The organism is Streptomyces durhamensis, from assembly GCF_000725475.1.
Taxonomy (GTDB): Bacteria; Actinomycetota; Actinomycetes; order Streptomycetales; family Streptomycetaceae; genus Streptomyces; species Streptomyces filipinensis.
On record NZ_JNXR01000023.1, the window covers coordinates 1 to 12543 of the forward strand.

General features: G+C 71.9%; 13 protein-coding genes. 7 read left to right on the plus strand and 6 right to left on the minus strand.

What is annotated here, in order from left to right; genetic code table 11:
- Window positions 1–167 precede the first annotated feature (167 nt).
- Together IO33_RS0130210 and IO33_RS49630 are read right to left on the minus strand one after the other, a co-directional pair.
- Window positions 168–815, minus strand: coding sequence for a LysE family translocator (locus tag IO33_RS0130210; RefSeq protein ID WP_031170775.1), 648 nt, complete (start codon window positions 813–815; stop codon window positions 168–170).
- Between the two features lie 9 nt (window positions 816–824).
- Complete coding sequence (locus tag IO33_RS49630) at window positions 825–1433, minus strand: DinB family protein (RefSeq protein WP_157857941.1); 609 nt, start codon at window positions 1431–1433, stop codon at window positions 825–827.
- 142 nt (window positions 1434–1575) lie between these two features.
- Between IO33_RS49630 and IO33_RS0130220 the strand changes: the two genes are divergently transcribed.
- Window positions 1576–2922, plus strand: a complete 1347-nt coding sequence (locus tag IO33_RS0130220; protein ID WP_031170779.1) for an aminotransferase-like domain-containing protein — start codon at window positions 1576–1578, stop codon at window positions 2920–2922.
- A 24-nt stretch (window positions 2923–2946) separates the two neighbouring features.
- Here the strand turns inward: IO33_RS0130220 and IO33_RS0130225 are convergent, their stop codons facing one another.
- A complete protein-coding gene (locus IO33_RS0130225; RefSeq protein WP_031170781.1) occupies window positions 2947–3852 on the minus strand; it encodes an NAD(P)/FAD-dependent oxidoreductase in 906 nt (301 codons plus the stop codon).
- Window positions 3853–4334: 482 nt separating this feature from the next.
- Here IO33_RS0130225 and IO33_RS51345 point away from each other — a divergent pair, with 482 nt between their 5' ends.
- The 6 genes from IO33_RS51345 to IO33_RS0130260 all read left to right on the plus strand — a co-directional run bounded on the left by IO33_RS51345 (window position 4335) and on the right by IO33_RS0130260 (window position 8609).
- Complete coding sequence (locus tag IO33_RS51345; RefSeq protein WP_167349482.1) at window positions 4335–5366, plus strand: LuxR C-terminal-related transcriptional regulator; 1032 nt, start codon at window positions 4335–4337, stop codon at window positions 5364–5366.
- 120 nt (window positions 5367–5486) lie between these two features.
- Window positions 5487–6065: a carboxymuconolactone decarboxylase family protein gene (locus tag IO33_RS0130240; RefSeq protein WP_031170785.1), complete on the plus strand. Its 579-nt coding sequence runs from the start codon at window positions 5487–5489 to the stop codon at window positions 6063–6065.
- Entirely contained in the window at window positions 6062–6928 is an 867-nt protein-coding gene (locus IO33_RS0130245; protein ID WP_031170787.1) for an RNA polymerase sigma-70 factor, read from the plus strand. The genes IO33_RS0130240 and IO33_RS0130245 overlap by 4 nt, the downstream gene beginning before the upstream one ends.
- Before the next feature lie 87 nt (window positions 6929–7015).
- The gene (locus tag IO33_RS0130250; protein WP_031170789.1) at window positions 7016–7495 is read left to right on the plus strand and encodes a helix-turn-helix domain-containing protein; all 480 of its coding nucleotides are present in this window, start codon (window positions 7016–7018) and stop codon (window positions 7493–7495) included.
- Window positions 7496–7573: 78 nt separating this feature from the next.
- A complete protein-coding gene (locus IO33_RS0130255) occupies window positions 7574–8164 on the plus strand; it encodes a hypothetical protein (RefSeq protein WP_031170790.1) in 591 nt (196 codons plus the stop codon).
- Window positions 8165–8273: 109 nt separating this feature from the next.
- Window positions 8274–8609, plus strand: a complete 336-nt coding sequence (locus IO33_RS0130260) for a DUF2516 family protein (protein ID WP_373305735.1) — start codon at window positions 8274–8276, stop codon at window positions 8607–8609.
- A gap of 122 nt (window positions 8610–8731) precedes the next feature.
- Here the strand turns inward: IO33_RS0130260 and IO33_RS0130265 are convergent, their stop codons facing one another.
- The 3 genes from IO33_RS0130265 to IO33_RS0130275 all read right to left on the minus strand — a co-directional run bounded on the left by IO33_RS0130265 (window position 8732) and on the right by IO33_RS0130275 (window position 12442).
- Window positions 8732–10033: a PP2C family protein-serine/threonine phosphatase gene (locus IO33_RS0130265; protein WP_031170795.1), complete on the minus strand. Its 1302-nt coding sequence runs from the start codon at window positions 10031–10033 to the stop codon at window positions 8732–8734.
- Between the two features lie 295 nt (window positions 10034–10328).
- Window positions 10329–11396: a C40 family peptidase gene (locus IO33_RS0130270; protein ID WP_031170797.1), complete on the minus strand. Its 1068-nt coding sequence runs from the start codon at window positions 11394–11396 to the stop codon at window positions 10329–10331.
- 233 nt (window positions 11397–11629) lie between these two features.
- Window positions 11630–12442, minus strand: coding sequence for a class I SAM-dependent methyltransferase (locus tag IO33_RS0130275; protein WP_209438938.1), 813 nt, complete (start codon window positions 12440–12442; stop codon window positions 11630–11632).
- Window positions 12443–12543 lie beyond the last annotated feature (101 nt).

Sequence of the window (12543 nt, forward strand, 5' to 3'; positions counted from 1 at the left end):
CGCGGCCGTCCAGGGCATCGACGCCCTCAACCACGGCGACGTCGGCGTCCGCTCCCTGCAGGAACACGCCGAACACCTGACCGCGGCCCGCGACTAGCAACCCTTGGAGGGGGACACCGGAAACGGTGTCCCCCTCCTTGTCGTTTCCGTCGTTCCCGTCGGTTCCGTCAGCTGGTGACGGCGGGGCCCGAGGTGTCGATGGCCAGGGTGACGGCCAGGGCGCCGAGGACCGTGCCCATCATGTAGCGCTGCACCTTCAGCCAGGAGGGGCGCCGGGAGAGGAAGACGGCGATCGTGCCGGCGGCGAGCACGATGGCCATGTTGACCGCGATGCTGACCACGATCTGGAACGAGCCGAGGATGATGCCCTGAAGCAGGACGTGGCCCTTGTGCAGGTCGATGAACTGGGGGATGAGGGAGAGGTACATGATGGCGATCTTCGGGTTGAGCAGGTTCGTCATCAGGCCCATGGTGAACAGCTTGCGCGGTGAGTCGTGCGGCACGTCCTGCGGGTCGAAGACGGAGATGCCGCCCGGCTTGAGCGCGTTCCAGGCGAGGTAGGCGAGGTAGCCGGCGCCGGCCAGCTTCACGGCGATGTACAGCTCGGGCACCGCGAGGAAGACGACCGAAAGGCCGAGGTTCGCGGCGAGCAGGTACATCATGAAGCCCAGCGCCACACCGCCGAGGGAGATCATCCCGGCGCGCCGCCCCTGGGTGATGCTGCGGGAGACGAGATAGATCATGTTCGGGCCGGGGGTCAGCACCATGCCGAGTGCCACCACGGACACACCGAGGATCCCGCTCAGTTCAACCATGAAAACCCCTCATTCGCTGTTGCGTCGTGCTGCGTTCTGTGTGTGCGCCGCGTCGGCGCCGTCGTCGCGGACGGCCTCGCCGAGGTCGTGCGCGATGTCGTGCAGGAGGTGGCGGGTGAAGAAGTCGACGGTGAGCCGGGGGTCCCCGAGGCTCGGATCGTCGCGGTCCCAGTCGTCGGCGGTGAGCGTGGCCAGTCGGCGTGCCAGCGTCTCGGCGGCCCGCGCCAGCTCCTCGGCCACGCGGTGCGGCTCCTCGTCCCGGTAATGGGGGACGGGGTGGGGGCAGTCGGCGACGGCCGCGGTCGTCGCCGTACCGTCCGCACCACTCGGTGCAATTGGTGATTGCCCCAGAATTGCATCGAGGCGGAGGTGGAACAGCAGGCACATGTCCCGGACGTGGCAGCCGCACTCCAGGGGTGACCAGGCGGGTGCACCCGTGCGGCGGCAGCCGAGTCTCGGGGCGAGCAGCAGTCGCTGCCAGGCCGCGCAGTAGGCGCGCAGTGTGTCGGCGATCGCGTCCTGCCTGATCAGGCGGGAGTTGAAGCCGCAGCGACGGCAGTCGGGCAGAAGGGCGGGGCCGTGCCCGAGTGGTGACCGGGTTCGTGTCGCCGAGTTCACTGAGCCCAGGACTCCCTTCCTGACCTCGGGGCAATGCCTGGAGCGTAGGGCAGGGCAATAGCTCGATGCAACCGGAACATTGCACTGAGTGCAATGCTGTGGTTGGATGGAGCTCGCCCGCACGGACGAGGGGAGCGCGGTCGTGAAGGACTATCAGAGCGTCGCCGACGCGGTGGCCGAGGAGATCAGGACCGGCGTCCTGCGGCCCGGTGACCGGCTCCCCCCGCAGCGCGAGTTCGCCCGGCAGCACGGCATCGCCAACTCCACCGCCACGCGCGTGTACCAGGAGCTGGCCCGGCGTGGTCTGACGGTGGGCGAGGTGGGACGCGGCACGTTCGTGCGCGCGGGGTCCGCCTGGTCCGGTCCGGCCGGCCCCGCGCTGACCGAGCCGGCGGCCGGCCGGATCGATCTCGAACTGAACTACCCTGCCGTACCCGAACAGAGCGCGCTGCTCGCCGAAGGGCTCGGCGCCCTGCTGCGGCCCGACGCCCTGGGGTATGCCCTGCAACCGGTCGGCACGGCGGGACTTCCCGCGGTCCAGGAGTCCGCCGCCGACATCCTCGCCCGTGGCGGCTGGCGCCCCGAACCCGCGCGGATCCTGTTCGCCGGCAACGGGCGGCAGGCCATCTCGGCCGTCGTCGCCGCGCTGGTGCCGCCGGGCGGGCGCCTCGGTGTGGAGGAGCTGACGTACCCCGTCATCAAGGCGGTCGCCGGCCGGCTCGGCATCACGCTCGTCCCGCTGGCCATGGACGACGCCGGGCTCGTCCCGGAGGCGGTCGAGGAGGCCCACGCGGCGGCCCCGCTGCACGCCGTCTATGTGCAGCCGAGGCTGCACAACCCGCTGACGCTCACCATGCCCGAGTGGCGGGTGGAGCAGCTGGCCGAGGTCCTGGGGAGGCTGGACCTGGTCGCGGTCGAGGACGCCATCTGGGCCTTCCTGCGTGACGAGCTGCCGCCGCTCGCCGCCCACGCCCCGCAGCGGACCGTTCTGATCGACAGCCTCTCCAAGCGCATCGCCCCCGGCCTCACCCTGGGCTTCGCCGTGGCACCGCACGCCCTGTCCAGTGAGATCGCGGCGTCCCTGCGCTCGGGCGGCTGGGCCCCCATGCGGTTCGCCCTGGAGGCCGCCCACCGCTGGCAGCAGGACGGCACCGTGAAGAAGCTGGTGGACGCCAAGCAGAGGGAAGCGGCGGTACGGCAGGAGATCGCGGGCCGGCACCTCGCCGGTTTCGCCGTGCGGAGCCATCCGCTCTCCTATCACTGCTGGTGGCAACTGCCCCGCCCGTGGCGCGCGGACACGTTCGTCGCCGCCGCCGCGCGGCACGGCATCGGGGTGGTGCCCGCCGCCGCGTTCACCGTCGGCGGCAGCCACGCCCCCAACGCCATCCGTCTGGGTCTCGCCTCGCCCCGGCCGGACGTCCTGTCCCACGCGCTCGGCGTGCTCGTCGAACTGGCCCGATCCGCCCCCGACGACCTCGTCACCGACTGAGCCCCGGCCTCCTGGTCACCGAAGTCACCGACCGAGCTCCAGCGCCCTCGTCACCGGCTGGGGCCCGGCCCCCTCGTCACCGGCCGGCGCCCGTCGGGGCGTGCCGTGGAGCACCTCGGCGCACGCCTGCCGGCAGCGCCGCTCGAACTCCGTGAAGGCCTCCTCCTCGGTCGACGTCCCGCGCAGGAACCCGTCGAGGGCGCGGGCCAGGAGGCCGGCGCCGTGGCAGGCCAGGTGTGTCCCGTGCGCCAGCGCCGGTTCCGGCTCGACACCGCACGCGGCGTCGCCGACCAGCACCATCCCGGGACGCCACAGCCGGTCGTCGGCGTACGACCAGTGCGGGCGCATCCGGATCCCCCCGTGGCGGCCCTCGCGCACCAGGGTGGCTGCCGCCAGGAGGTCCCTGACCGGGGGGCAGGACGCGGCGAAGGCCGGCAGCGCGCCCTCGGGATCCTCGCGCACCCGGTCCGCCAGGTCCCGCCGCACCACCACCGCGACCCGGACGAGTCCGTCACCGGCCGGCGCGACCCGGAACCAGCCGCCGGCGAAGGGGAAGCGCCGCGGGCCGCCCGCCGCGCCGCCGGCGGTCTCGAAGCGGGCCTGCACGGCCAGCCCGGACGGCCCTTGCGTGCCCGCGACATGACGGCGCAACAGGCTGTCGCCGCCCGACGCGTCCACGACCCAACGGGCCCGCACGGTGCGGCCCGGGCCGCCCTCGGGGCGGTGGCGCAGCCCGGCCACCCGCCCGTTCTCGACCACCACGTTGACGGCGGCGCACCGCTGCCGCACCTCCACGCCGTCCAGGAGCCCCGGACCCGGCTCGCGCTCCAGCAGCAGCACCCGGTGGCCCCGCCCGGCCACGAGGGCCGCGGTCATCAGCCCGGCGGGACCGCCACCGGCGACCACGACGTCGTACGCCTCGCTGGTCATACCGTGTTTCCTCCCGAAAGCCGGTGTTCCGTGAAACTTCTTTTACCTGCGGGGGGTCGGAGTTTCCTTCCTAGGGAATCTGCTAGATCCGACGAAAGAATTTCGTAAAGTACTCGTGGATAGTGATTGCGTGATACAGGCGGTGAGTGGTGGCGCAGATTCTCTTTCTGGCCGGGATCAGCCCCAGGCGGAGTCGTTGCAGGCGGCTGTGAAGGTCACGGCAAGGGCGGTGTAGAAACGGCCGTACCGGGCGGTCTGGAACATCTCCGATACCTCTCCTCTGTGATTAGTTTCACGTTTAGTCATATCTGGCCGAGCGGGCGGCAATGATCAGCCGCGGTCCCTAGGTGGACCGAAACTTCCTGGCAGAGCACTGTTCGGCCGCGTCGCACCCTCGTGATCAGCATGCTGGGGCGCGGGGGGAGTTGCGAGGGTGACAAGGCGTCGGGATCACGCAACGCGGCAACACGAAGGGGGGACATATGTGCCAGGAAAAGGGCATCGAGGAGAAGTACAACGGCGGAAACGGCGCCGCTGGATCTCCGTACGGGGTGTACTTCTGCGCGCAGGGCCTGGAGCGTTATCGCGAAGCCCTGAACGACGGAACAATATCGGGAGAGGTACCCGCGTGTCTCCTTGACTTCGGGCTGCTGCGCCCCATGCCGGGCGTCGACGGATTCTATGTCCCGATCCCCCCGAAGGTCGCTGAGGCGGAGCTTTCCCGGTCCGTCGTCCTGGAGATCGAACACCGCCAGAACACGCTGGCGTCGTTGCGGTCCTCTTTCGTGGCCGCGGAAAGCCTCTATCACCGGGCGCAGCACGACACCGGCGCCCCCATCGAGTCCCTGCGCGGTGCGGACGTGATCAGCCAGTCGCTGCGGCTGGCCGTGGAGGCGTGCGGGGAGGAGCTGCTCACGGCGCAGCCGGGCGGCGGCCGTTCGCCGGACCTGCTCGCCGAGGCGCTGCCCCGTGACCTCGCGCTCGTGCGGCGCGGCGTCACCCAGCGGACGCTGTACCAGCACAGCGTCCGCTCCCACCAGCCGACCCTCGCCTACATAGAACGCGTGACGGCCGAGGGCGCGGAGGTGCGCACCCTGGACGAGATCTTCGAACGCGTCATCATCTGCGACCGCACGGTCGCCTTCATCCCCGGCATTCCGGAGCGCAAGACCGCGGCGCTCGCCGTCCGGCACCCCGGTGCCGTCGCCTTCCTGGTGAAGGTCTTCGAGCACATGTGGGACCGGGCCCAGCCCGTCTCCATCGTCCCCGAGCAGCACCGCCCCGATCTGCTGGCCGACCGGGTCCGGGCCACCATGCTGCGCATGGTCGTCACCGGCCACACCGACGAGACGATCGCGGCCCGCCTGGGCGTGAGTTCCCGCACGGTCTCCGCGCACATCAAGAAGGTCGCCGAGATCCTGGGCAGCCGTAGCCGCGCCGAACTCGGCTACCTCATCTCCCAGCACCGGCTGCTGGAACAGGAGGAGCCGGTGGGTTCCCAGCGGCGGTGGTGACGGGGTCCGCCGGGGTGTCACATCCACGGCCCCGGCGGTGTCTTCATGCCGAACGGCCGGACAGGCACCCGTACGGCGGCCGTACGGCGGCCGTACGGGCCACCCCACAGGGAGAAGACGATGACGTTGCGCGTTCCGAAGGCAGAACTGCCCGCCGAGCTGGAGGAGAACCTGATCAAGCAGGTCGGCAAGGTGCCCGAGCCCTTCGCGGTGCTGTGGCACAACCCGAAACTCGCCGAGGCCAACCAGGAGTTCTCGGCCAGTGCGGCCACGTGGGACGCGGCCGACGCGAGCCTGAAGACGTTCGCGCACATGGCCGTCGCGGCCCAGGTCGGCTGCAGCTGGTGCCTCGACATCAACTACTTCCTCGCGCTGCACCAGGAGCTGGACCTGACCAAGGCGAGCCAGGTGCCGCGCTGGCGGGAGTCGGAGGTGTTCACGCCGCTGGAGCGGGACGTGCTGGAGTACGCCGAGGCCATGACGGTCACGCCGTCGGCCGTCACCGACGAGCTGTCGGCGAGCCTGCTCGACCGGCTCGGCCCGGCGGCGCTGGTCGAACTCACCGCGTTCATCGGGTTCGCCAACATGGCGGCCAGGTGCAACACGGCGCACGGGATCACCTCGCAGGGCTACTCCGAGGCCTGCCCGATCCCCCTGGCCGCTCGTTCCGCGGACTTCGGGACGGCGCCGACGGCATGACGCAGGATCCGTTCGTCACCCACCGCAGCCTGCTTTTCACGGTCGCCTACGAGATGCTCGGCTCGGCGGCCGACGCCGAGGACGTGCTGCAGGAGAGCTGGCTGCGGTGGGCCGGCGCCGACCAGGCACAGGTGCGCGACCCGCGGGCGTACCTGGTCCGGCTCGTCACCCGGCAGGCGCTCAACCGGCTGCGCAGCCTCGCCCGCAGCCGCGAGGAGTACGTCGGCGAATGGCTGCCGGAACCTCTGCTGACCAGCCCCGATGTCGCCGAGGACATCGAACTCGCGGAGAGCGTCTCGATCGCGGTGCTGACCGTGCTGGAGACCCTCGGACCCACCGAGCGCGCCGTGTTCGTGCTCCGCGAGGTCTTCGAGCTGAGCTACGGCGACATCGCCGAGGCGGTCGGGAAGACGACGGCCGCGGTACGGCAGATCGCGCGGCGGGCCCGCGCGCACGTGGCGGCCCGGCGCCCGCGCGTGCGGGTGAGCCGCTCGGAGCAGCAGGCCGTGGTGGAACGCTTCCTGGCCGCGCTGCGCACCGGGCAGCTGCAGGAGCTGCTGGAGCTCATGGCCCCGGACGTGGTCATGGTCACCGACGGGGGAGGGGTGGTCGCCGCCGCGCTGGTTCCGTTCCACGGCGCCGGCCCGGTCGCGGAGGTGCTCGCGCGCGCACACCGGGTGGTGGACACGCTGGAGACGGCGGCCGTGTGGCTCAACGGCACACCGGCCGGCCGGGTCGAGTTCGACGGCGAACCGAGCGCGGTGAGCCTCACGGTGGAACACGGCCGGATCACCCGCATCCACGTGGTCCGCAACCCCGGCAAGCTGACCCGTCTGAACCAGCCGTCCGCCCTCGCCCGGTAGCCCCCGCCGTCCCGTGCCCCACTCCGCGACACACTCTTGCAAGCAGGGTGCTTGCAATTGTTAGCGAGAGTGGGGCAAGGTGGAGGCATGGCATCGCTGAACGTCGGCAACCTCGGTGAGTACCTGCGCGAACAGCGGCGGAACGCCCAGCTGTCGCTGCGGCAACTCGCCGACGCCGCCGGGGTGTCCAATCCCTACCTGAGCCAGATCGAGCGCGGGCTGCGCAAGCCGAGCGCGGAGGTGCTCCAGCAGGTCGCCAAGGCCCTGCGGATCTCCGCCGAGACGCTGTACGTCCGCGCCGGGATCCTGGACGCCGAGCGGGACCGGGACGAAGTGGAGACGCGCGCCGTCATCCTCGCCGATCCCTCGCTGAACGAGCGGCAGAAGCAGGTGCTGCTCCAGATCTACGAGTCCTTCCGCAAGGAGAACGGATTCGGGATCGGCGAGCCCGCCGTGGCCGAGGAGCCCGAGCACGCGGCACAGGGCGCGGGCGACACCGCCGTGCACGGCACCGGCGCGGCCGACGGACACGATGCCGATGCCGGTCCGCGGCGGACGGCCGGGTAACCGGACCAGGGCGCCGGCCGCCCCACCGCGGACCACACCAACCTCAGCCGAACGCGAATCCGGGAGGACCTGATCACCATGGCCATCACCGACGACCTGCGCAAGACCTTCAGCGACCCGACCCCCCTCTACTTCGCGGCCGGCACCGCCGACCTCGCCCTCCAGCAGGCCAAGAAGGTGCCCGCCCTGGTCGAGCAGCTGCGTGCCGAGGCCCCGGCCCGTATCGAGGCCGTGCGCAACACCGACCCGAAGGCCGTGCAGGAGAAGGCCGCCGCCCGGGCCAAGGAGGCGCAGGAGAACCTCCAGACCAAGGTCAACGAGTTCATCGGCACCCTCGACGTCGACCTGAAGAAGCTCGGTGAGCAGGCCCAGGACCTGGCCCTGCGCGGCGTGGGTGTCGCCGCCGAGTACGCCGTCAAGGCCCGTGAGACCTACGAGAAGGTCGCCGAGCACGGCGAGCAGGCCGTGAAGAACTGGCGTGGCGAGGCCGCCGAGGAGATCGAGGAGCTCGCGATCACCGTCGAGGGCAGGTCCGAGCCGGCCGGGGACGAGCCGAAGCCGGCCGAGGCCACGGCCGAGCCCGCGGAGGACAGGAAGCCGGCGGCGAAGAAGGCCCCGGCCGCCCGCAAGGCCACCCCCGCGAAGAAGACGACGCCTCCGGCCAAGTGACCGCGGCAGGGCAGGTCACAACGGGCCGGGCACCTTGGGGGTGCCCGGCCCGTTGTACGGGTACGGTGGCTGTACGGACGACTCGACTCGGGTGGTGGGCATTGTGCTGATGACAGCAGTCGGCGGAGTGATGTGGCTGATCTTCACCGCCATGCTGGCACTCGCCATCGTGGCGTTCGTGATGGCCGCGATCTTCCGAGAGGACGCGTACCGCGCCGCGGACAAGCAGAACAAGGGCTTCTGGCTGATCATCCTCGGCGTCGCGGTCGCCGTGAACCTGTTCGTGCCCATGCTGTTCCTGCAGCTGGCGGGCCTGGTCGCCACGATCGTCTTCTTCGTGGACGTGCGGCCGGCGCTTCAGCAGGTCTCGGGCGGGAAGGGCTTCCGCCGCCGCAGGGGAAGCAGCAGCGACGGCCCCTACGGACCCTGGAACGGCGGGCGCTGAAAGCACCTCGCCGCAGTTGCCCGCGCCCCCTTCAGGCAGGCCGCGGCTGACCGGCCCCAGGGGCGCGGGGAACTGCGCGACGCGCCGCGACGAACCCGCACCCGGCCACGGCGAAGCACCCCTTACGGCGCCCGGTCCAGCAGGACGACCGCCACGTCGTCCGTCAGCTCCCCGCCGTTGAGATCCCGCACCTCGCTCACCGCGGCCCGCAGCAGGTTCTCCCCGCGCAGTCCCTCGGACAGCTGCCGGCGGATCATCCGCAGCATGCCGTCCTGACCGAGCCGCTCCCCGCCCTCGCCGACCCGGCCCTCGATCAGACCGTCGGTGTAGAGCATCAGGCTCCACTCGGCGCCCAGCTCCACGTCCATCCGCGGCCAGCGGGCGCCGGGCAGCAGACCGAGGGCGGGGCCGTTGTCGTCGTACGGCAGCAGCCGCGCCGGGTGGCCCGGGCGGGCGAGCAGCGGGGCCGGGTGGCCGGCCAGGCACAGGCCCGCACTGCGGCCGTCCGAGGCGATGTCCACCGTGCACACCGTCGCGAAGATCTCCTCGTCGGCGCGCTCGTGCTCCAGCACCTCCTGGAGCGTGCCGAGCAGTTCGTCGCCGCTCAGCCCCGCGAGCGTCAGCGCCCGCCAGGCGATGCGCAGCTCCACGCCGAGCGCGGCCTCGTCCGGGCCGTGGCCGCAGACGTCGCCGATCATGGCGTGCACGGTGCCGTCGGGCGTGCGCACGGCGTCGTAGAAGTCGCCGCCGAGCAGGGCGCGCGAGCGGCCGGGCCGGTAGCGGGCGGCGAAGCGCAGCGCGGAGCCCTCCAGCAGGGGCGTGGGCAGCAGCCCGCGCTCCAGGCGGCGGTTCTCCTGCGCGCGCAGCCGGCCCTCGGCCAGCCGCCGCTCGGCCGTGTCGGACCGTTTCCGCTCCACGGCGTACCGGATGGCGCGGCTGAGCAGCCGGCCGTCCAGCTCGTCCCGGAAGAGATAGTCCTGCGCGCCCACGCGCACGGCCTCGGCGCCGCGCTCGGCGTCGCCGGAGGCGGTCAGCGCGAGTACGGCGTGCCGGGGCGCGAGCTGGAGGACGTGCCTGAGCACGGCCAGCTCGTCGTCGCTGTCGCTGCCGCCCGGCGCCGGGAGCGCCAGGTCCAGCAGGATGCAGTGGACGTCGTCGGTGAGCAGCCGCCCGGCCTCGGTGAGGTTACGGGCCGTGCGGACGCGGATCGGCTTGCCGGAGGGGTCCAGCAGGTCGGGCACGATCGGCGAGGCGGCCGGATCGTCCTCGATCAGCAGCAGTGTGAGAGTGGCGCCGGTGCCGTTCACGGGCGTGGCGTCGCGGTGGGCCTCTTCCTTGAGGGGGCCGCCGGCAACCGGGGCGGCCTGCGCCTGACCACTCTCCACGGCCGGGATCGCTCTCTGCCGCGGTATGGGTACGGGCATCGTCTGGGTTCCTTCCCTCCCCCCGAGGGCACGGCGGTGTCGAGGGGTCTCGACCCACCGACCGGGACCATAGCGGGTGCTCCCACCCCGATGGAATGGTGTGAGCCGGGTCGCTCCCGCGCAGGCCGCCGTCATATGCCGCTTTCCGTACGACAGTTGGACAGGACCACCCGGCGGAGGGGATGACGAAGCTCACGTACCGCCCCGGTCTGCACGGCGGTTGGAGGTGGACTGGGTCACATCGTGTGCGTCGCGTGTGTCCTGTGAAGGAATGGCGGGCGTCACATGACCTGGCTCACGCGTCCGGTCGTACGATCCCCAGGATCGGCATCGAGCCGGCGCCCGCGACCGTGATCGTGCGGCCCGGGCGGGGGGCCTGGATGATCGCGCCGTCGCCGATGTAGAGGGCGACATGGCTGGCGTCGTCGAAGTAGATGACGAGGTCGCCGGGGCGCATGTCCTTCACGTCGACGTGCTTGAGCTGCTTCCACTGCTCCTGCGAGGTGCGCGGGATGGGGTGGCCGGCCGCCGCCCAGGCCTGGGAGGTCAGCCCTGAGCAGTCGTAGGCCTTCGGGCCCTCGGCGCCCCACACGTACGGCTTGCCGAGCTGGGCGGTGGCGAACGCGACGGCCTTCTCGCCCTGCGCGGACGCCACGCCGTGGATCTTCTTGAGGATCCCGGTGCCGAGCCACTTCGTCTGCGCCTTCAGCGCGTCCTGCTCCTCCAGCCTGGCGAGCCGCTCCAGGTCCTTCTTCTCCAGTTCCGACTCCAGCTTCTCGGCGGCGGAGATCTGCTGCTGGATCTTCTTCTTCGCGGTGGCCTTCGCCTTGCGCTCGGCGTCCAGTTTCTTCCACTGCTCGGCGGCGTCGTCGGCGTAGCCCTGCAACTGCTTCTGGGTGTCGGACACTTCCCCGATCAGGGACTTCGTCGCCCGCTGGCCCTGCAGCACCAGTCCGGCCCCGTCCAGGACCTGGCCGGGATCGTCACTGAGCAGGAACTGGGCGGTGGGCGGCACGCCGCCGGTGCGGTACTGCTCGCGGGCGGCCGCGCCCGCCTGGTTCCTGAGCCGGGCGAGCCGCTGCTGCCCCGCGTCGATCTTCTTCGCCAGCGCGACGATCGCGGCGGACTGCTGCTTGGCCTTCTCCTCGGCCGCGTTGTAGGCGTCGGTGGCGACGGCCGCGTCGTGGTAGAGCTTGTCGAGCCTCTCGCGGACCTTCTCCAGATCCTTGTCCGGCGGGGGAGTCGGGGACGCGCTCGGTGTGGGCGCCGGGGCGGCGAAGGCCGTGCCAGGTGCGCCCAGCACGGTCACCGCGCAGACCACGGTCACGGCGGCCGCGAGGATGCCGCGCTTGCCCCAGCCCATCACACATGCCCCCAAGCTGATTTACCGTCAGTAACTTACGGTGCTCCGGGGATGGTGCCATGCCGCGGCACAAAGCGACAGAGGCCGACGGCACGGGCGGCCGGCGGCAGCGGTCGCGGAAGCGGCCGGCACAGGTGGCTGTCCCCCGTGTCCGCCGGGCACGACGATCTCCCGCCGGTGTGACGAGCGGCGCACGGGAATCGTTCCGTCCCGGCGCGCCCGAACGGGTGACGTCAGCCCGCTGGCGCCAACGCCCGCCACGCCACGGTCACTTCGCCCTGCCGCCAGCGGGCCGGGGAGTCCGTGACCGGCCAGTCGGCCGTCAGGTCCCGTACCGTGCGCAGCCAGCGCTGGCGGGCGCCGTAGGAGGCGTAGGGCGCGGCGGCGGCCCAGGCGCGGTCGAAGTCCCGCAGGAAGGCGTGCACGGGCTCGCCGGGGACGTTGCGGTGGATCAGCGCCTTCGGCAGCCGTTCGGCGAGGTCGGAGGGCCGCTCCAGGGAGCCCAGCCGGGTCGCGAACGTCACCGTCCGCGGCCCCTCCGGACCGAGCGCCACCCACACGTGCCGCCGCCCGATCTCGTCGCACGTCCCCTCGACCAGCAGCCCGCCGCGCGAGCCGCCGCCCGCCGGGGCGAGCCGCGCGCACAGCCGCTCCCAGACGGCGGCGACCTCGGCCTCGTCGTACTGGCGCAGCACATTGGCGGCCCGGATGAGCAGCGGCCGCCCGGGCACGGGGACCTCGAAGCCGCCGTGCCGGAAGGCCAGCCCCTCCCGCTCGTACGGCCGCGCGGCGGCTACCCGCTCCGGCTCGATCTCGATGCCGACGACGCGGGCGCGGGGTGCGACGGTGCGCAGCCGCCCGAGCAGTTCCACGGCGGTCCAGGGGGCGGCGCCGTAGCCGAGGTCGACGGCGAGCGGATCGTCGGCGCGCCGGAGCTCCCCGCCATGGGTGGCGGCGATCCAGCGGTCCATGCGGCGCAGCCGGTTGGGGTTGGTCGTCCCGCGCGTCACCGCTCCCACGGGGCGGGTCGCTGCGCGGGCTGTCATGTCTACGAGGGTAAGCGGGCCGGCCGTGGCGCATCCGCACCCCCCGGTGGAGGGCCGCCACCTCCCGAAGGTAATGATTGGGCAAAGCCGCTTGTTCGGGA

Excerpts from the sequence above, each read along its gene's own strand:
- IO33_RS0130210 (WP_031170775.1), bottom strand. The coding sequence starts at position 815 with ATGGTTGAACTGAGCGGGATCCTCGGTGTGTCCGTGGTGGCACTCGGC.
- IO33_RS0130225 (WP_031170781.1), bottom strand. The coding sequence starts at position 3,852 with ATGACCAGCGAGGCGTACGACGTCGTGGTCGCCGGTGGCGGTCCCGCC.
- IO33_RS51345 (WP_167349482.1), top strand. The coding sequence starts at position 4,335 with ATGTGCCAGGAAAAGGGCATCGAGGAGAAGTACAACGGCGGAAACGGC.
- IO33_RS0130240 (WP_031170785.1), top strand. The coding sequence starts at position 5,487 with ATGACGTTGCGCGTTCCGAAGGCAGAACTGCCCGCCGAGCTGGAGGAG.
- IO33_RS0130245 (WP_031170787.1), top strand. The coding sequence starts at position 6,062 with ATGACGCAGGATCCGTTCGTCACCCACCGCAGCCTGCTTTTCACGGTC.
- IO33_RS0130250 (WP_031170789.1), top strand. The coding sequence starts at position 7,016 with ATGGCATCGCTGAACGTCGGCAACCTCGGTGAGTACCTGCGCGAACAG.
- IO33_RS0130255 (WP_031170790.1), top strand. The coding sequence starts at position 7,574 with ATGGCCATCACCGACGACCTGCGCAAGACCTTCAGCGACCCGACCCCC.
- IO33_RS0130260 (WP_373305735.1), top strand. The coding sequence starts at position 8,274 with ATGACAGCAGTCGGCGGAGTGATGTGGCTGATCTTCACCGCCATGCTG.
- IO33_RS0130265 (WP_031170795.1), bottom strand. The coding sequence starts at position 10,033 with ATGCCCGTACCCATACCGCGGCAGAGAGCGATCCCGGCCGTGGAGAGT.
- IO33_RS0130270 (WP_031170797.1), bottom strand. The coding sequence starts at position 11,396 with ATGGGCTGGGGCAAGCGCGGCATCCTCGCGGCCGCCGTGACCGTGGTC.
- IO33_RS0130275 (WP_209438938.1), bottom strand. The coding sequence starts at position 12,442 with ATGACAGCCCGCGCAGCGACCCGCCCCGTGGGAGCGGTGACGCGCGGG.